Origin of the sequence: Nocardia sp. SSK8 (genome assembly GCF_037034205.1) — a bacterium.
Classification (GTDB): domain Bacteria; phylum Actinomycetota; class Actinomycetes; order Mycobacteriales; family Mycobacteriaceae; genus Nocardia.
This window is the reverse complement of the sequence record NZ_JBAGKD010000017.1, coordinates 1-18,399: the sequence shown is the minus strand read 5'-3', so window position 1 is coordinate 18,399 and position 18,399 is coordinate 1. Positions and strand designations below refer to the sequence as shown.

Below are 18,399 nucleotides of genomic sequence, written 5' to 3'. Positions count from 1 at the left end.
GATGGAATTGAGCGGACCGATCGTGTTGAGCGACAACCGATACGGAAAATCCGAGAACCGGATCGTGCGATTCCACAAGGAGACCACACGTCACGAGATCCGGGATGTGAACGTGTCCACCACGCTGCGTGGGGATTTCGCGGCGGCCTACACCGACGGCGATCAGCGGCACGTGCTGCCCACCGATTCGCAGAAGAACACGGCGTTCGTCTTCGCGAAGAAACCGGGGTTGGACACCATCGAGGATTACGCGCTCGCGCTCGGGCGGCATTTCGTCGAGACGATCGGGCCGGTGCGCAGTGCGCGGATCGATGTTGATTCCTATGGGTGGCAGCGGGTTTCGGCGCACGGTGTCGAGCACGACCACACCTGGGTGCGGCAGGGGCCCGAGGTGCGCACGGCGGCGGTGACCGTCACCGGGGAGCGGGCGTGGGTGATCGGCGGGATCAAGGATCTGGTGCTGCTCAAGTCGACCGGGTCGGAGTTCGCCGGGTTCCTGGTCGACGAGTACACCACCCTGGCGCCCACCCGCGACCGGGTGCTGGCCACCTCGCTGGTGGCGCGATGGCGCTTCGCCGCCACCGAGGGCATCGACTGGGAGGCCACCTACGAGGGCATCCGCGCCACCCTGCTCGAACTGTTCGCCACCACCTATTCCAAAGCCGTGCAACAGACCCTCCACGCGATGGGACACGCTGTGCTGGAACGCTTCCCGGTGCTGGCCGAGATCCGGCTGACCGCACCCAACAACCACCACTTCGGCTACGACCTGGCCCAGTTCGGCCTGCTCAACGCCGACGAGGTGTTCTGGGCCGCCGACCGGCCCTACGGCGCGATCCACGCCACCCTGACGCGGGCCGACGCCCCCGAGGCCGGACGGGCGTGGGAGCGGTGAGCGGGCCGGATCTGGTCATCGAGGGCTGCGCGGTGGTGACCGTCGACGCGGCGGGCACCGAATACCGCGACGGCTGGGTATCGGTGCGCGGCAACGTGATCGAGGCGATGGGCCCGGGCCGGGCACCCGCCTTCGGGCCGGAGACCCGGCGCATCGACGGGCGCGGGTGTCTGCTCACGCCGGGGCTGGTCAATACCCACCACCACCTCTACCAGTGGATCACCCGGGGCGTGGCCGCCGACAACACCCTGTTCGAATGGCTCACCACGCTGTATCCGGTGTGGGCGCGCATCGACGAGAAGTCGGTGCGGGTGGCGGCCAGCGGGGCGCTGGTGTCGCTGGCGCGCAGTGGCTGCACCACCACCTCGGATCACCACTACGTGTTCCCCCGGGGCGGCGGTGACCTGCTCGCGGCCGAGATCGCCGCGGCGCGCGAGGTGGGGTTGCGGTTCCATCCGGCGCGCGGCTCGATGGATCTGGGGCGCGGTCAGGGCGGGCTGCCGCCCGACGAGGTGGTGGAATCGCTCGACGACATCCTCGCCGCCTCGGCCGCGGCCATCGAGCAGTGGCACGACCCCGCTTTCGACGCCATGACGCGGATCGCGCTGGCGCCCTGCTCGCCGTTCTCGGTGACCGCCGAGCTGATGCGCGAGTCGGCCGCGCTGGCCCGCGCGCACGGCGTGCGCCTGCACACCCATCTCGCCGAAACCGACGACGAGCTGGACTTCTGCCGGGAGAACTTCGGCTGCACCCCGGCCGAGTACATGGCCCGGCTGGGCTGGCTCGGCGACGACGTCTGGTTCGCGCACGGCGTGCACCTCGACGACGCGGCCATCGCCGAGATGGCGCGCACCGGCACCGGGGTGGCGCACTGCCCGACCTCCAACGGCAGGCTCGGCGCGGGCATCGCGCGCACGGCCGAGCTGGTGGCGGCCGGGGTGCCGGTGGGGCTGGGCGTGGACGGCGCGGCCAGCAACGAGTCGAGTTCGATGATCGAGGAACCGCGCAATGCCCTGCTCTACGCGCGGGCCGTCGGCGGTCCGCACGCGATGTCGGTGCGCGCGGCGCTGGAGCTGGCGACCATGGGCGGGGCGCGGGTGCTGGGCCGGACGGCCGAGATCGGCTCGATCGAGCCGGGCAAGCTGGCCGATCTGGCGCTGTGGCGGCTCGATACGCCCGCGCACGCCGGGATCGAGGACCCGGTGGTGGCGCTGGTGCTCGGTGCGGCGCCGCCGCTGGCGGTGTCGCTGGTCGACGGGCGCGAGGTGGTGCGTGACGGCGTGGTCACCACGGTGGACGAGGTGGGCGTCGGCATCGAGGTCGCCACCGCGCAGGCCGCGCTGCTCGGAAGTTGATCTTGCCCGGGCGCGCTGAACTGCTCTTTCGGCAAATCCGGAGCACACTGGAGGCGAGGTCCGCCGGTTAACCGCGACGCGGTCCTCACGCAACATCGTGGCAACTCCCGCCCCCTACGGTGGCCGGTGAGGTAAGCGAGGTGGAACGTGGATCTGGATACCGTCCGGGAGGTGGTTCTCGCCCGCGACCGCGCCGACCTGGCCCAGGTCGGCGCGGACAGCGCCGTGCTGGCGGGCGGCACTTTCCTGTTCTCCGAACCGCACGAGCACCTGCACCGGCTCGTCGACATCACCACCCTCGGCTGGCCGCCGCTGCTCGAACGTTCCGACGGGCTCGAGATCGCCGCCACCTGCACCCTCGCCGAATTCGCCGGTGCCAGGCCCGGCCGGGAACTCGGCGCGCCCACCCTGCGACCGGAGTGGCCCGGAACCGCGCTGTTCGCGCAGGCGTGCCGGGCGCTGCTGGCCTCGCACAAGATCTGGCGCACGGCCACCGTCGGCGGGAATGTCTGCCTGTCGCTGCCCGCCGGTGCGGTGCTCGGCGCGCTGGTGGCGCTGGACGCGACTGCCGTGATCTGGCCACGCGGCGGCGGGGAACGCCGGATCACCCTGCGGGACTTCGTCACCGGGCCCGGTGAGAACATCCTCGCCACCGGTGCCGTGGTGCGCTCGTTCCTGATTCCCACGTCGAGCCTGTTGGCGCGCACCAGCTTCCGCAAGATCGCGCTGGCACCGCTGGGCCGTTCGGGTTCGCTGGTGATGGGCAGGCGCGAGATGAGCGGGCGGTGCGCGATCACCGTCACCGCCGCCACCGTGCGGCCGATGGTGTTCGACTTCGCCTCGGTGCCCACCGCATTCGATGTCGAGGCGGCGCTGATGGAGATCGAGCCGGAGCTGTGGTTCGACGATCCGCACGGCGCGCCGGACTGGCGCAGGCATGTCACCGGACTGCTGGCCGGGGAGGTGGCCGCGGAGCTCAGGAGGTCGTCGTGAGCCCCGGTCGCCTCCGGCTGACGATCGACGGCCGTTCCGTCGAGGTGTTCGCGCGGCCCGGGCAATGTCTGCGGACGCTGCTGCGGGAGCAGGGGACGTTCGCGGTCAAGAAGGGTTGTGACTCCGGCGATTGCGGTGCGTGCTCGGTACTGCTGGACGGGGAACCGGTGCACTCCTGCGTGATACCCGCCTATCGTGCCGCCGACCGCGACGTCACCACGGCCGCTGGGCTGAGTGCCGAGAGCCTGAATCCGGTGCAGCACAGCATGGTCGAGCACGCGGGCTTCCAATGCGGGTACTGCACAGCCGGTATGGTCGTCACCGCCACCGGTCTCGCCACCGCCCGGCAGACGGAACTCCCCACGCCCGCCACCGCCCACGCGGTCATCGACTCCGAGCAAGCCGAGTTGCTCAAGGGCAACCTCTGCCGCTGCACCGGCTACCGCGCCATCGCCGACGCCCTGTCCCCACCCTGTGCAGCACTGTGCACAACCGACGACCCCACCCCTGTCCACGACACGGCGGCCGCCGTCGATGGTCGGGTTGGGGATGGGGTGGGGGCGCCTGGGGGTGGGCGGATTGTGCGGGGCGGGGAGGCGTTCACGCTGGATGTGGGGGTGGGGGAGGACGCGCCCGGGGTGGCGCCGTGGCATGTGGCGGTGTTGGGGAGTCCGTATGCGCATGCGCGGGTGGTGGGGATCGATGTGGAGGGGGCTCGGGCGGTGCCGGGGGTGCGGGTGGTGTTGACCGCCGACGATGCGCCGGGGGTGGCGTTTTCCACGGCTCGGCACGAATTGCGGGAGGACGATCCGGACGACACTTTTGTGCTCGATCGGGTGGTGCGGTTCGTCGGGCAGCGGGTGGCGGCGGTGGTGGGGGAGACCCTGGAGGCGGCGCGGGCGGGGGTGCGGGCCTTGCGGGTGGAGTACGAGGAGCTGCCCGCTGTGTTCTCGCCGGAGGAGGCGCTGGCGGTGGGGGCACCGGTGTTGCATGGGGATAAGTCCGAGGCTGCGCGGATCGCTGATCCGGGGCGGAATCTGGTGGCCGAGATCCACGGTGGGGTGGGCGATGTCGGGGACGGGCTGGCGCGGGCCGCGAAAGTGGTGCGGGGCGTGTGGCATTCGCCGCGGGTGCAGCATGTGCATCTGGAGACGCACGGCGGGATCGGGTGGCTCGATGACGCGGGCAGGCTGGTGGTGCGGTCGAGTACGCAGGTGCCGTTCCTGGTGCGTGACGAGCTGTGCCATGTGTTCGGGCTGACGCGGGATCGGGTGCGGGTGTTCGCCACCCGGGTCGGTGGGGGATTCGGGGCCAAGCAGGAGATGCTGGTCGAGGATCTGATCGCGCTGGCCGTGCTGCGGACGGGGCACCCGGTGCAATACGAGTACACCCGCACCGAGGAATTCACCGCCGCGATCTGCCGTCATCCGATGCGGGTCGAGGTGACCGCCGCGGCCGACGCGGACGGTCTGCTCACCGCGCTCGCGGTGGATGTGCTCGCCGACGCGGGCGCCTACGGCAATCACAGCGCCGGGGTGCTGTTCCACTCGGTCGGCGAATCCGTCGCCGTGTATCGCTGCGCGAACAAGCGGGTCGACGCACAGGCGGTGTACACCAACAACATTCCGTCGGGGGCCTTCCGTGGCTACGGCCTGGGCCAGGTGATCTTCGGTGTCGAATCGGCCGTCGACGAGCTGGCCCGGGAACTGGGCATCGACCCGTTCGAGTTCCGCCGTCGCAATGTCGTGGTGCCGGGCGACCGGTTCACCGGCGCCGAAAACGACGAGGGCGACCTGACTTTCGGCAGCTACGGACTCGACCAGTGCCTCGATCTCGCCCAGCGCGCCTTGCGCCGCGGCAACGGCGTGCGGGCTCCCGGACCCGAATGGCAAGTGGGCGAGGGTATGGCCGTGGCCATGATCGCGACGGTGCCCCCGCGCGGCCATCACGCCGACGCCACCGCCCGCCTGTGCGCCGACGACCACTACGAGATCGCCGTCGGCACCGCCGAATTCGGCAACGGCACCACCACCGTGCACGCCCAACTGGCCGCCACCGCCCTGAGCACCAGCGCCGAACGTATCGTCGTCCGCCGCTCCGACACCGACCTGGTCGGCCACGACACCGGCGCCTTCGGCTCCACCGGCACCGTCGTCGCGGGCAAGGCCAGCTACGCGGCGGCGCTGGAACTGCACGCCATGCTGCTGGCCAGGGCCGCCAAGGTGACCGGGCATCCGGAGCGGGACTGCGTGCTCGGCGCCGACGGCGTGCGCTGCGGTACCGAGCTGGTCACCACCGCCGACCTGCTCGCCGACGGCGAACTGATCGCGCACGGCACCCACGCGGGCACCCCGCGCTCGGTGAGCTTCAATGTGCACGCCTTCCGTGTGGCCGTGCAGCCGGGCACCGGGCTGGTGCGGATTCTGCACTCGATCCAGGTGGCCGACGCGGGCACGGTGGTCAACCCGGTGCAGCTGCGCGGCCAGGTGGAGGGCGGCATCGCGCAGGCGCTGGGCACCGCGCTGTACGAGGACCTGCGCGTCGAGCGGGGCGTCGTCACCACCCGGACGCTGCGGCACTATCACATTCCGCAGTTCGCGGATCTGCCCCGCACCGAGGTGTATTTCGCCGAAACCAGTGACGAGCACGGCCCGCTGGGTGCCAAATCGATGAGTGAGTCCCCCTACAACCCGGTCGCGCCCGCCCTGGCGAACGCCGTCCGCGACGCCACCGGCGTGCGACCGTACCGACTGCCGATGACCGCCGACCGGGTGTGGCGCCGCATCCAGGAAGGAACCGCCGGGTGAGCACCCATCTTCCCGAGCACATCCGCGCCCGCGTCGACGCCGTGCTCGACAGCGTCGACGCCGACCTGCGGGCCCGCTATCCGGGCGCGGGCGAGCAGGTACAGCCCGTGCACACCGCCTACGTCGCCGCCGACCGGGCGAGCACCGCCACCCCGGCCGAATGGGGCGTCGAGGCGCTGACCCTGCTCGACGCGCACACCGCGACCCTCACCGACCTCGATACCACCGGCGCGCTACCCGCCGTGCGGCGCAGGCTGGCCGAGCAGCCGATCCAGGACCTGCGCATCGACTTCGAGGACGGCTACGGCTTCCGCGCCGACGACGTGGAGGACGCCGCCGCCACGGCCGCGGGTGAGGCGCTCGCGAGCTGGGCCGGAAAGACCAGCGCGCCCACGTCTTTCGGCGTGCGGATCAAGGGACTCGCGGGCGGTGAGCGCCGCCGGTCCCTGCGAACGCTGGAGCTCGTGCTCGAGGGCGCGGGCGGGGTCCTGCCCGGCTTCGTGTTCACAGTGCCCAAGATCCGCGCGGCCGAACAGGTCTCGGCGCTGGTCGACCTGTGCGCCGGACTCGAGCGCGGCTACGCCCTGCCCGACCACACCCTGCGCTTCGAACTCCAGATCGAGAGCCCGCAGGCGATCATCGCCCCGGACGGCACCGCGCCGATCGCCCGGATGATCAGACTCGCCGACAAACGGTGCAGCGCCCTGCATTTCGGTACCTACGACTACACCGCCGCCTGCGGGATCGCCGCCACCGACCAGGCCCTGGACCATCCGGCCGCCGACCACGCCAAGACCGTCATGCAGGTCGCTGCCGCGCAGACCGGCGTGTGGATCTGCGACGGCTCCACCCAGATCGTCCCCGGCGCGGACACCGAGGCTGCCCTGCGCACGCACCACCGCCTGGTGGCGCGCGCCCTGCGCCGGGGCTACTACCAGGGCTGGGACATGCATCCCGGGCACCTGATCACCCGCTGGCTGGCCACCTACGACTTCTTCCGCGCGGCCACCGACGTGGCCGTGCCCCGGCTGCGGGCATATCTGGACCGTCGCGGCGAGGGCATCGTCGACGAACCGGCCACGGCCGAGGCGCTGGCGGCCACCGTGCTGCGCGCGGTGCGGTGCGGTGCGGTCACCGAGGAGGAATTACCCGCCCGGGCACCGGAACTCACACTCGCCGTGCTCGACGGGTTGGTGCATCGGACGGCCACATCGCGGGGCCGGTGAGGTCATGACGCACTGGCGACCGGCGGACCCGCCCCGGACAGGGCAGTACCGCGGTGGCGGCGCTCGACCAGGTGGTAGGCACTCGACGCGGAGGAGACACGGTGCGCACAACCCATGACGAGGATTTCACCCTGCTGCCGGATCTCGCGGAGCGGGCCATCGGCGGCTCGGTGATCTGGGCGAACGACGAGTTCTTCGCGGAGAAGGAGAACCTGATCAACCCCGGCCCGGCCGAGTACCGGCCCTCGACCTTCGGGCACCGGGGGCAGGTCTACGACGGGTGGGAGACCCAGCGGCACCGGGGCAGGCCCGGCGACGACTCCGCCGTCGTCCGGCTCGGGATTCCCGGGGTGATCCGGGGTGTCGTGGTGGACACCGCGTGGTTCACGGGCAACTATCCGCCCGAGGTCTCGGTCTCGGGGCTCGTGGTCGACGGGTACCCGCCCGCCGCCGGGATCGCCGCCCGGACGGACTGGGTACCGCTGCTGGAGCGGGTGAAAGTCGGTGGGGACAGCCGCAATACATTCCCCGTCCGGAACGAGAACCGCTGGACCCACGTGCAGCTCACCCTGCACCCCGACGGTGGCGTCGCGCGCCTGCGGGTGCACGGCGAGGGCAGGCCGGACCCCGAGCTGCTCGGGCTCGGCCCGTTCGACCTGGCCGCGCTCGAGAACGGCGCCCTGGTACTGGACTGCTCGAACCGCTTCTACAGCTCACCCAACCAGCTGCTCTACCCCGGTCTCGCGCGGGTGATGGGCGAGGGCTGGGAAACAGCGCGCCGACGTGACGATGGCAACGACTGGGTGCGCATCCGATTGGCGGGACCGGGCGCGATCCGGCTGGCCGAGATCGACACTTCGTGCTTCCTCGGTAACAGCCCCGCTGCCGCTTCGCTCACCGGATTCACCACCGACGGAACCGAAGTCGAGCTGCTACCGCGCACCGAATTGCTGCCCGACACCCGGCACCGGTTCCCGCTGGCCCCCGCCGCCGCCTCCGTCGAGGAGGTCCGCCTCGACATCTACCCCGACGGCGGGCTGGCCCGGCTGCGGCTCTACGGGGAGCTGGGCGGATGAGCGCGGTGCGCGATTTCGTCGGCTACGGCCCGACCCCGCCCGACCCGCACTGGCCCGGCGACGCGCGCCTCGCGGTGCAGTTCGTGCTGAATTACGAAGAGGGCGGGGAGAACAACGTTCTCGACGGGTCACCGCACTCGGAGACGTTCCTGTCCGAGATCACCCCCGCCGAGGCGTTCCCCAACCGGCACATGAGCATGGAATCGCTCTACGAATACGGGTCGCGGGCCGGGCTGTGGCGGGTGCTGCGGGTCTTCGAACGGCGCGGGCTGCCGCTCACCGTGTTCGCGGTCGCCCGGGCGATGCGGCGCAATCCCGAAGCGGTGGCGGCGTTTCGGGAACTCGGGCACGAGATCGCCTGCCACGGACTGCGCTGGACCTCGTATCAGCTGGTCGATCGGGAGACCGAGCGGGCCGAGCTGGCCGAGGCGGTCCGGATTCTCACCGAACTCACCGGCGCCGCGCCGAAAGGCTGGTACACCGGCCGGGATTCGCCGAACACCCGCGAACTCGTCGTCGAGCACGGCGGATTCGTCTACGACGCCGATTCCTACGCCGACGACCTGCCGTACTGGACCGAGGTCGCGGGCCGGTCGCACCTGGTGGTGCCGTACACCCTCGACACCAACGACATGCGCTACGCCTCCCCGGCCGGATTCCCCAGCGGCGAGCAGTTCTTCACCCACCTGCGTGATGCCTTCGACGTGCTGTATCGCGAAGGCGCGGAAGGACATCCCAAGATGCTCTCGGTCGGCCTGCACTGCCGACTGGCGGGCCGCCCGGCACGGACCGCCGCGCTGGAACGCTTCCTCGACCACGTGCAGGCCCACGACCAGGTGTGGATCACCCGCCGGATCGACATCGCCGAACACTGGCTCGTGACACACCCGGCCGAGGCGCGGTGACTAGGCCAGGCCGCAGCGTTCGATATTGCTCAGGGTGATCTGGCGGTCGTTCTCCTTGGCCTGCGGGACGCGGTTGTAGGCGCCCATCGAGTCCATGTAGTTCACGAACGCGTCGGCGATCTCCTCCGGCGTCGCGTCGGGGTTGGTGGCGCGGACATTGTCGACCAGCGCGCGGGTGGTGTCGCACTGCTCTTCCTGGGTGAAGATCGGGGGCGGATCAGCCTGCGCGAAGGCAGGGGTCAGCAGCAGCGCGAACGAGGCAAGGGCAACGGAGCGAACGATTCTCACTGTCTCGACCTTACGCACCCGCCGCGCTCAGCTGAACAGGTCGCGGACGAAGGGCAGCGAATCGGGCAGTGAGGCGTTGACGGTCTCGCTGTGGTCGGTGGGGTAGACGCGCACGGTGACCGGCTGGCGGTTGGCCTGGAGGACCGCGGCGTAGCGCAGGGTCTCCGGGGTGACCACATCGGTGTCGCGCAGGCCCTGGCCGAGGAACAGCGGACGGTCGAAGCCGGATTCGGGCAGGCCCAGGTAGCGGGCCAGCACGCCGTGGATGTCGGGGATGCTCGAGAGGGGGCGGGCGAAGAAGTCACCGAGAGCGGGCTTCGCGGCGGCGAGCTCGTCGCCGAGAGGACCGATGCAGGCGGTCTGCGCGCGGTCCACCCAGCCGCGGCCCGCGTCGGTGAGCAGGGCGTCGATGCCGAGGTCGGGGTAGGTGGTGCGCAGGCCGTTGAGGATGTAGAGGACGTAGGCGCTCAGGTGCGAGCTCAGCGCGATCGGGGGCATACCGGGGCCGACGAGCTGGACGATGTCCTCGATGTAGGCGGGCACGCCGGTGCCGACCGCGCCGCGGTAGTCGAGCTCGGGGCCGCCGAACTCGGTGGCGTAGCGGGCCGTGAACACCGCCGCGCCGCCGCCCTGGGACTGGCCGACCACGGCCCAGCGGTTCGACAGGGTGGGGTAGTGGGTGGTGGCCGCGCGCACGGCGTCGACGACATTGTGGGCCTCGACCACGCCGTTGAGGTACGGGTGCTCGCCGGGGCCGCCGAGGCCCGCGTAGTCGGCGGCCACGATCGCGTAGCCCTGCGCCAGCCAGGTGCCCAGGTAGGCCCAGTCGCGCTCGACCGCCGCCGGGCCTGCCACGCTGTAGGCGCAGTCGTCGCCGAGGCCGACGGTGCCGTGCGCCCACGCGATGACCGGCCAGCCGCCCTCGGGCGCGGGACCGGGCGGGAAGTAGACCGCCGCGCTGGTGGTGACCGGGGCATCGCCCGCGGTGGTGGAGCGGTACAGCAGGCGCTCGCCCGCGACCGAGCCGGGCAGCGTCGCCGCGGCGGTGAGCGTCTCGGTGCCGACGACGCCGCCCGCCCCGGGACCTGGCTGCGCGCCCGCCGTCGTCTGGGGCAGCACGCTCAGCGCCGCCAGTGCTGTCAACGCCACGATTCCCGACTTGCGCATGATCCTCATTCCCTCGTACCGGCAGCACGATCTTGCCCGAACCGGCGATCCAGTGACGACACGCACAGCCCTGATGCCCGGCGTGGTGTGTGAATCAGCTCACAGGGTGCGAGGCTTGGGCGTGTCGATGGCCGCCCGGCGGAAGATCGCTAACAGTACGAGCGTTATGCTAAAACTCCAGGTCAGCACTACCCGTCGGTAGCCTCGATGCTTGCAATCAGCCTGCAAATTTCGCAAAGTTAGCAAACGCGACGGCAAACCTAGCTGAGATTCACATAAGCAACAGGTAGACGGCTATTTCTCGGTGTGCCATCGTGTGGAAGTACACCCCTCAGGCCCTAGGTAGCCCTAGCAAGCCTGCAAATTGCGACAGCAGTACGACCCGTGCAACCGAAAGCCTTCCGCCGCCGGTTGATTCACCGGGACGCGCTGCCGGAGCACCGACCACACCGAGGAAGTGGAGTCAGAGATGTCGACTGTCGGCACCCCGAAGACCGCTGCGGAGATCCAGAACGACTGGGACACCAACCCCCGTTGGAAGGGCATCACCCGCAACTACACCGCCGAGCAGGTCGTCGCCCTGCAGGGCAACGTCGTCGAGGAGCACACCCTCGCCCGTCGTGGTGCCGAGATCCTCTGGGACCTCGTCAACAACGAGGACTACATCAACTCCCTCGGTGCCCTCACCGGCAACCAGGCCGTGCAGCAGGTCCGCGCCGGTCTGAAGGCCATCTACCTGTCGGGCTGGCAGGTCGCCGGTGACGCCAACCTGTCCGGCCACACCTACCCCGACCAGTCGCTGTACCCGGCGAACTCGGTCCCGTCGGTGGTCCGTCGCATCAACAACGCGCTGCTGCGCGCCGACGAGATCTCCAAGGTCGAGGGCGACGACTCCGTCAAGAACTGGCTGGCCCCGATCGTGGCCGACGCCGAGGCCGGCTTCGGTGGCGCGCTGAACGCCTACGAGCTGCAGAAGGCGATGATCGCCGCTGGTGCCGCCGGTGTTCACTGGGAGGACCAGCTGGCCTCGGAGAAGAAGTGCGGCCACCTCGGTGGCAAGGTGCTGATCCCGACCCAGCAGCACATCCGCACCCTGACCTCCGCGCGTCTGGCCGCTGACGTCGCCGGTGTGCCGTCGGTGATCATCGCCCGCACCGACGCCGAGGCCGCCACCCTGCTCACCACCGACGTGGACGAGCGCGACCGTGAGTTCCTGGACGGCACCCGTACCGCCGAGGGCTTCTTCGGTGTGAAGAACGGCATCGAGCCCTGCATCGCGCGTGCCAAGGCCTACGCCCCGTACTCCGACCTCATCTGGATGGAGACCGGTGTGCCGGACCTCGAGGTCGCGCGCAAGTTCGCCGAGGCCGTCCGCAGCGAGTTCCCGGACCAGCTGCTGGCCTACAACTGCTCGCCTTCGTTCAACTGGAAGGCGCACCTGGACGACGCGACCATCGCGAAGTTCCAGCGTGAGCTGGGTGCCATGGGCTTCAAGTTCCAGTTCATCACCCTGGCTGGCTTCCACTCGCTGAACTACGGCATGTTCGACCTGGCGCACGGCTACGCTCGCGAGGGCATGACCGCGTTCGTCGACCTGCAGGAGCGCGAGTTCAAGGCCGCCGCCGAGCGTGGCTTCACCGCCATCAAGCACCAGCGTGAGGTCGGTGCCGGTTACTTCGACACCATCGCCACCACCGTCGACCCCAACACCTCGACGGCCGCCCTGAAGGGCTCCACCGAAGAGGGCCAGTTCCACTGATCCCCTCGGGGTTGCTTTGAGTAGCAACACCAATCCTCTACTCCGGTAGGGGTGTACGCCCTCCCACGCCGAACAGCCCCGGCGTGGGAGGGCATCCCTATACTCTGGGCCGCAGACCCCCAACGGTCTCGGCCCGCCCCCACCTCTGGACTGACCGAAGGGTGCGACGAAGGAGTGCCCGTAGGGAGGGAAGAGGTGGGGTTACAGGGCCGAGACCCGCGGCGCCAGCCGCCAAAAGTACAGGAGCGGGACGTGAGCGAGAAGATTCAGCGCGTCGGAATCATCGGCGCCGGACAAATGGGCGCGGGCATCGCGGAAGTGTGCGCACGGGCGCACGTCGACGTCCTCGTCTACGAGACCAGTCGTGAACTCGCCGCGGCGGGCCGCGCGCGGATCCTGCGCTCGCTGGACCGTGGCGTGAGCAGCGGCAAGATCACCGAGCGCGAGCGGGAGCAGGCGGCCTGGCGGCTGCGCTTCACCTCCGACCTGGGCGATTTCGCCGACCGGCAGCTGGTGGTCGAGGCCGTTGTCGAGAACGAAGAGGTCAAGACGGCCATCTTCGCCGAGCTGGACAAGGTGGTCACCGACCCCGACGCCGTGCTCGCCTCCAACACCTCCTCCATCCCGATCATGAAGATCGCGGTCGCCACGGCGAACCCCGAGCGCGTGGTCGGCCTGCACTTCTTCAACCCGGTGCCGGTGCTGCCGCTGGTCGAGCTGGTCACCACGCTCAAGACCAGCGAGCCGGTCGCCAAGCGCGCCGAGGCGTTCGCCGCCGACATCCTGGGCAAGCAGGTCGTGCGTTCGGCCGACCGCTCCGGCTTCGTGGTCAACGCGCTGCTGGTGCCGTACCTGCTCTCGGCCATCCGGATGGTCGAGTCGGGCTTCGCCACCAAGGAAGACGTCGACAAGGCCATGGTGCTCGGCTGTGCCCACCCGATGGGCCCGCTGGCGCTGACCGACCTCGTCGGCCTGGACACCGTGAAGTCGATCGCGGACTCGATGTACGCCGAGTTCAAGGAGCCGCTGTACTCGGCGCCGCCGTTGCTGATGCGAATGGTGGAGGCGGGTCTGCTGGGCAAGAAGACGGGTGCCGGTTTCTACCAGTACTAGCGGGTTGTCCGTCTGGGTCGGAGGGGGCCCGTAGGTTACCGCCCAGGTAGTGCACGCTGTGTTTATTGGAGCGCTGGCGCGCTCGAGTCGCGGCCCCTAAGGGCCGCCGGTCAGGCACCGTTTCTTGCTCCTTCGTCGCCTACGAAACGGCGCCTGACCGGCGACCCGGCCGCGACCGGCCGCTGCGCGGCCGCCGCTCCTCGGGGTCGCGGGTGCGGGGCTGGTAGTGCGGTCATGGCGGACCTAGTGGGTGTGGTGTGGCTGCCGGGGTGCGGTCGTGGCGGTTCTTCGGCGTCAGCGCATAAGCTGCATGTTGCCGGTCCGTGAAGTGACCGGCCGAAATATCGCGAGCGCAGTGTTGCTCAGTGGGCCCCTGGCATCGGTGGGTCGCTGGCAGGTGATGGAAGGGATGTCCCGTTCATGGTCAACGTCACCGATGGATTCGGGTCGAGCGTTCTCGGATACCCGAGGATCGGTCCGCACCGCGAGCTCAAGCGCGCCCTCGAGGAGTACTGGCGCGGATCGCTCGAGCGCGAGGAACTGCTCGCGGTCGGCCGCGACATCCAGGAACGGCAGTTCGATGAGCTGGCCGCGACCGGGCTGACCCAGGTGCCGGGCAACACCTTCTCCTTCTACGACCACATCCTCGACAACGCGCTGCTCTTCGGCGCGGTGCCCTCGCGCTTCGAGCAGCACCGGGAGGGTATGCACCCCCTGGACTTCTACTTCCTGATGGCGCGCGGCAATCCGGATCTGCCGCCGCTGGAGCTGGTGCGTTTCTTCGGCACCAACTACCACTACCGCCAGCCCGAGCTGGACGCCGACACCACCTTCTCGCTGCACCCCGAGGCGCTGCTCGACGAGTGGGACCGGGCGATCGCGCGCGGGATCGAGCTGCGCCCGGTGGTGCTGGGCCCGGTGTCGCTGCTGCTGCTGTCGAAGGCGGGGCATGTGCCCGGCGAGGCCGAGTTCGACACGCTGAGCCTGCTGGACAAGCTGCTGCCGTTCTACGAGGAGCTGTTCGAGCTGCTCGCCAAGCGCGGGTCGACCTGTGTGCAGCTCGACGAGCCGTGCTTCACCGGTGAGCGTTCGCCCGCCGAGCTGGCCGCCTTCGAGCGCGCCTACCAGCGGCTGGCCAAGGCGCCGCTGCGCCCGCGCATCCTGGTCACCGGCCAGTACGGCGACTTCGGGGAGGCGCTGCGCATTCTGGCCGCCAGCAATGTCGAGGCGATCGGGCTGGATCTGGCCGCCTACCGGATGACGCCGGAGGAGCTGGCCGCGATCCCCGGGATCAAGCGCAAGCGGATCTACGCGGGTGTCATCAGTGGCACCAATGTCTGGCGCGCGGATCGTTACGTGACGCTGAACTACCTGAACTCGATCGCCGAGGTCTGCCCGGATCTGGTGGTGTCCACCGGCACCACGCTGCTGCACGTGCCCTACGACGTGCTCGCCGAGTACGACATCGAGGGCAATGTGGCCGACCGGCTCGCCTTCGCCAAGCAGAAGGTGGGCGAGGTGGTCTCGCTGGCCAAGGCGCTCACCGAGGGGCCATCGGAGAAGTGGCGCAAGCGGCCCACCGAGGTGCACTTCAAGCAGAAGCACGCGGTGCGCCAGCGGGTGTACGCGATCACGCCGCAGATGCGCGAACGCGAGCCCTACGCGGTGCGCCGAGCCGCCCAGCAGGAGCGGCTGAACCTGCCGGTGGTCCCGGCCACCACGCTGGGCTCGTTCCCGCAGAGCGGCAAGCTGCGCCAGGCCCGGCACGAGGTGGCCTCGGGGCGGCTGTCCGAGCAGGACTACCGCAAGCAGGTCGAGGCCGAGATCGAGGCGACCATCCGCCTGCAGGAGGACATCGGCCTGGATGTGTTCGTGCACGGTGAGCACGAGCGCAACGACATGATCCAGTACTTCGCCGAGCAGCTCGACGGCTTCGCCACCACCCGCTTCGGCTGGGTGCAGGTGTACGGCTCGCGCTGTGTGCGCCCGCCGATCATCTACGGCGATGTCGCGCGGCCCGCGCCGATGTCGGTGGACTGGACCACCTACGCGCAGTCGCTGACCGACAAGCCGGTCAAGGGCATGGTCACCGGGCCGGTCACCATGCTGGCGCGCTCGTTCGTGCGCCAGGACCAGCCGCTCTACGAGACCGCCGACCAGGTGGCGCTGGCCGTGCGCGACGAGGTGGTGGATCTGGAGCGGGCGGGCATCGCCATCATCCAGGTCGACGAGCCCGCCATCCGCGAGCTGCTGCCCGCGCGTCCGCAGGGCCGCGAGGAGTACCTGCGCTGGGCGGTCGGCGCGTTCAAGCTGGCCACCTCCGGCGTGCGCGCCGACACCCAGATCCACACCCACATCGGCTATTCCGGGCGCACCGAGGTGGTCGACGCCATCGAACAGCTCGACGCCGACGTCACCGCGATCGTGGCGACCCGCTCGATCGAGTGGGTCATGCAGGCCCTCACCGAGGACCTGGCCACCGGTCACGGCCTCAGCCACGGTGTGGGTCCCGGTGTCTACGAGAGCCGGTCCGCGCGCATCCCGGATATCGACGAGCTGGACGAGCTGCTCACCCAGGCCGCGAAAGCGGTGACGCCGCAACGTCTCTGGGCCAACCCGGACGGTGGGTTGAAGACGAGGCACTACTGGCAGCTGGAGCCGTCGCTGCGCAATATGGTCGCGGCCGCGCGGCGGGTGCGTCGCCGGGCGCTGGCCGCCGAGGCCGAGGCCGCCGCGGAGTAGATTCGCCGATCACGAAGGGACGCACCGGGTTCGGTGCGTCCCTTTCGTGTCAGTGGGTGTGGCTGAAGGCGGCGACGGCGAACATGGCGACGACGCCGAGCACGGTGAGGAAGAGGGTGAGGCGGGAGGGGTGGTGGGCGTGGGCCTCGGGGAGGATATCGGAGGTGGCCAGGTAGAGCAGGAAGCCTGCGAAATAGCCGAGGTAGAGGCCGATGAACTGGTCGGGGACGGGGATGAGGGTGCCCAGGATCGCGCCGACGACGGGGGCGATGGCGTCCAGGCCGAGCAGGGTGAGGGCGCGGCGGCGGGCGCTGCCGTAGAGGGTGGGGATGGTGAAGGTGTTGAAGCCGTCGGCGAAATCGTGGCAGATGACGGCGATGGCGACCGACAGGCCCACGGTGGCCCCGGCCTGGTAGCCGATGCCGATACCGAAACCGTCGAGGGTGCTGTGGAAGATCAGGCCCGCCGCGGCGAGCAGGCCGACCGACTCGAATCCGTGGTGGTGCGCACCGAATTCGTCCTCGTGGCCGCGATGGATGGCGACGGCGCGTTCGAGAATGTGCAGGCTGAGGAAGCCGACCACGGCGGCGATGAGTACCACCGGTACGCCGCCCAGTTCGCCGGTGGATTGTTCGAGGGCCTCGGGGATCAGGTCGAAGGCGACCAGGCCGAGCATCACGCCCGCGGCCAGGCCGAGCACCAGGTGTTTGCGGTCGCCGATGCGGATGGCGACGAAACCGCCGAACAGGGTCGACAGCATCGAGACCAGCCCGAGCAGGATGGCCATGGGGTTACTCGTCCGCCGTGTCGGTGGGTGGCGGTGTCTTGCGCTTCTTCTTCCGGACCGGGGGTGCCTCGGTGACCTCGTAGCGCCGCACGTACGCGCCCGCGAAGCCCTGCAGGGTGGCGGTGACCGGGATGGCCAGCAGCGCGCCGGTGGGCCCGAGTAGGGCGGCACCGGCGATCACCGCGCCGAAGGCGACCGCCGGATGCATATCCAAGGTGGTCGCGGTGATTCTCGGTTGCAGGACGTAGTTCTCGAACTGCTGGTAGGCGATGATGAACAGCAGGATCCACACCGCGGTGATCGGGTTGTGCACCAAGGCGACCAGCACCGGCAGCGCACCGGCCAGGTAGGTACCGACGGTCGGGATGAACTGGGAGACCACACCCACCCACAGCGCCAGCGCGAAAGCCGAAGGCACGTCGAAGATCCGCAGCGCGAGGTAGTGGGCGACCGCCGAGCACAGGGCCAGCAGCGCGCGGGAGTAGATGTAGCCGCCGGTCTTGTCGACCGCGATATCCCAGGCGCGCAGCACGTGCTTCTGCTGGCGGGGCGGCAGCAGCGAGCACACCCAGGTGCGGAAGCGGGGTCCGTCGGCGGCGAAGTAGAAGGTGAACAGCAGCACGCCGAGCAGCTGGAACAGCGCGCCGATCGCGACCGTGCCGATGCCCCAGACGTTTCCGGCGATCCCGACCAGATACTTCTCGATCGTGGAACTCCACTCCGAGGCGTAGTTGGTCAGATCGTCGCCGGAGAGATCCTGGTTGAAGGTGGCATTGATCCAGTCGACGATGTCCTGCACGTACTCCGGCGCGTTCTGCACCAGCATGGTCACCTGGTTGACCAGCAGCGCGCCCAGCGTCCAGACGAAGGCCACGATCACCACGAGCAACAGCACGAAGACCGCGCCGGTCCCGGCCCCGCGCCGGACCCCGCGCGCGGCAAGCCAATTCACCGCGGGTTCGATCGCGAAGGCCAGGAACAGCGAGACCATGAGCACGGTCAGCAGCCCCTGCAGTTTGCCCAGGATCCAGAACGCCGCGATCAGCCCGGCCACCGCGAGCACCGCGTACAGCAGTGCGCGCGGCAACCAGCGCGGCGGTCGGGGGACCGACCAGCTGGGGGGCAGCGCGTCCGCCGCCGGTGCCGCGGGGCCAGAAGTCGATTCGTCGGCAGCCACTCGGTCACGGTACCGAGACGAGCCAGCGAAGACCTCACGGCGCGCACGATGGCACGGCCGAGCACCGACGCACACGGCAAACCTGAGGTCCGCCATGACCGCAATACCA

General features: G+C 69.8%; 14 protein-coding genes. 10 read left to right on the top strand and 4 right to left on the bottom strand.

Features of this window, described 5'->3' with window-relative positions; translation table 11 throughout:
• Window position 1 precedes the first annotated feature (1 nt).
• From pucL to puuE, 7 genes are all read left to right on the top strand, one after another.
• A complete protein-coding gene (gene pucL / locus WA675_RS24925; RefSeq protein WP_336087632.1) occupies window positions 2–895 on the top strand; it encodes a factor-independent urate hydroxylase in 894 nt (297 codons plus the stop codon).
• The gene (locus tag WA675_RS24920) at window positions 892–2,250 is read left to right on the top strand and encodes an 8-oxoguanine deaminase (protein ID WP_336087630.1); all 1,359 of its coding nucleotides are present in this window, start codon (window positions 892–894) and stop codon (window positions 2,248–2,250) included. The genes pucL and WA675_RS24920 overlap by 4 nt, the downstream gene beginning before the upstream one ends.
• A 147-nt stretch (window positions 2,251–2,397) precedes the next feature.
• Window positions 2,398–3,243, top strand: coding sequence for an FAD binding domain-containing protein (locus WA675_RS24915; RefSeq protein WP_336087629.1), 846 nt, complete (start codon window positions 2,398–2,400; stop codon window positions 3,241–3,243).
• Window positions 3,240–6,050, top strand: a complete 2,811-nt coding sequence (locus tag WA675_RS24910) for a molybdopterin-dependent oxidoreductase (RefSeq protein WP_336087627.1) — start codon at window positions 3,240–3,242, stop codon at window positions 6,048–6,050. The genes WA675_RS24915 and WA675_RS24910 overlap by 4 nt, the downstream gene beginning before the upstream one ends.
• Window positions 6,047–7,276, top strand: coding sequence for a DUF6986 family protein (locus tag WA675_RS24905; protein ID WP_336087626.1), 1,230 nt, complete (start codon window positions 6,047–6,049; stop codon window positions 7,274–7,276). Before WA675_RS24910 ends, WA675_RS24905 begins: the two co-directional genes overlap by 4 nt.
• Window positions 7,277–7,377: 101 nt before the next feature.
• Entirely contained in the window at window positions 7,378–8,352 is a 975-nt protein-coding gene (alc, locus tag WA675_RS24900) for an allantoicase (RefSeq protein ID WP_336087625.1), read from the top strand.
• On the top strand, window positions 8,349–9,257 hold the full coding sequence (gene puuE / locus WA675_RS24895) for an allantoinase PuuE (protein ID WP_336087624.1): 909 nt from the start codon (window positions 8,349–8,351) through the stop codon (window positions 9,255–9,257). Before alc ends, puuE begins: the two co-directional genes overlap by 4 nt.
• Here puuE and WA675_RS24890 read toward each other — a convergent pair whose 3' ends face one another.
• Entirely contained in the window at window positions 9,258–9,545 is a 288-nt protein-coding gene (locus WA675_RS24890) for a hypothetical protein (RefSeq protein ID WP_336087623.1), read from the bottom strand.
• A gap of 27 nt (window positions 9,546–9,572) precedes the next feature.
• Complete coding sequence (locus WA675_RS24885; RefSeq protein WP_336087622.1) at window positions 9,573–10,712, bottom strand: alpha/beta hydrolase; 1,140 nt, start codon at window positions 10,710–10,712, stop codon at window positions 9,573–9,575.
• Between the two features lie 469 nt (window positions 10,713–11,181).
• Between WA675_RS24885 and aceA the strand changes: the two genes are divergently transcribed.
• The 3 genes from aceA to metE all read left to right on the top strand — a co-directional run bounded on the left by aceA (window position 11,182) and on the right by metE (window position 16,326).
• Window positions 11,182–12,471 (top strand): isocitrate lyase, encoded by a 1,290-nt coding sequence (aceA, locus tag WA675_RS24880; RefSeq protein WP_336087621.1) that lies wholly within the window; start codon window positions 11,182–11,184, stop codon window positions 12,469–12,471.
• Between the two features lie 252 nt (window positions 12,472–12,723).
• Window positions 12,724–13,584 carry a 3-hydroxybutyryl-CoA dehydrogenase gene (locus tag WA675_RS24875; RefSeq protein WP_336087620.1) on the top strand — a complete coding sequence of 287 codons (861 nt, stop codon included), beginning with the start codon at window positions 12,724–12,726 and terminating at the stop codon, window positions 13,582–13,584.
• A gap of 420 nt (window positions 13,585–14,004) precedes the next feature.
• The gene (metE, locus tag WA675_RS24870; RefSeq protein WP_336087619.1) at window positions 14,005–16,326 is read left to right on the top strand and encodes a 5-methyltetrahydropteroyltriglutamate--homocysteine S-methyltransferase; all 2,322 of its coding nucleotides are present in this window, start codon (window positions 14,005–14,007) and stop codon (window positions 16,324–16,326) included.
• Between the two features lie 49 nt (window positions 16,327–16,375).
• On the opposite strand, the gene WA675_RS24865 is transcribed toward metE, so the two are convergent.
• Both WA675_RS24865 and WA675_RS24860 read right to left on the bottom strand, forming a co-directional pair.
• Entirely contained in the window at window positions 16,376–17,113 is a 738-nt protein-coding gene (locus WA675_RS24865; protein ID WP_336087618.1) for a ZIP family metal transporter, read from the bottom strand.
• 4 nt (window positions 17,114–17,117) lie between these two features.
• Window positions 17,118–18,290, bottom strand: coding sequence for an AI-2E family transporter (locus WA675_RS24860; protein ID WP_336087617.1), 1,173 nt, complete (start codon window positions 18,288–18,290; stop codon window positions 17,118–17,120).
• Window positions 18,291–18,399 lie beyond the last annotated feature (109 nt).

Excerpts from the sequence above, each read along its gene's own strand:
- pucL (WP_336087632.1), top strand. The coding sequence starts at position 2 with ATGGAATTGAGCGGACCGATCGTGTTGAGCGACAACCGATACGGAAAA.
- puuE (WP_336087624.1), top strand. The coding sequence starts at position 8,349 with ATGAGCGCGGTGCGCGATTTCGTCGGCTACGGCCCGACCCCGCCCGAC.
- WA675_RS24885 (WP_336087622.1), bottom strand. The coding sequence starts at position 10,712 with ATGCGCAAGTCGGGAATCGTGGCGTTGACAGCACTGGCGGCGCTGAGC.
- aceA (WP_336087621.1), top strand. The coding sequence starts at position 11,182 with ATGTCGACTGTCGGCACCCCGAAGACCGCTGCGGAGATCCAGAACGAC.
- metE (WP_336087619.1), top strand. The coding sequence starts at position 14,005 with ATGGTCAACGTCACCGATGGATTCGGGTCGAGCGTTCTCGGATACCCG.
- WA675_RS24865 (WP_336087618.1), bottom strand. The coding sequence starts at position 17,113 with ATGGCCATCCTGCTCGGGCTGGTCTCGATGCTGTCGACCCTGTTCGGC.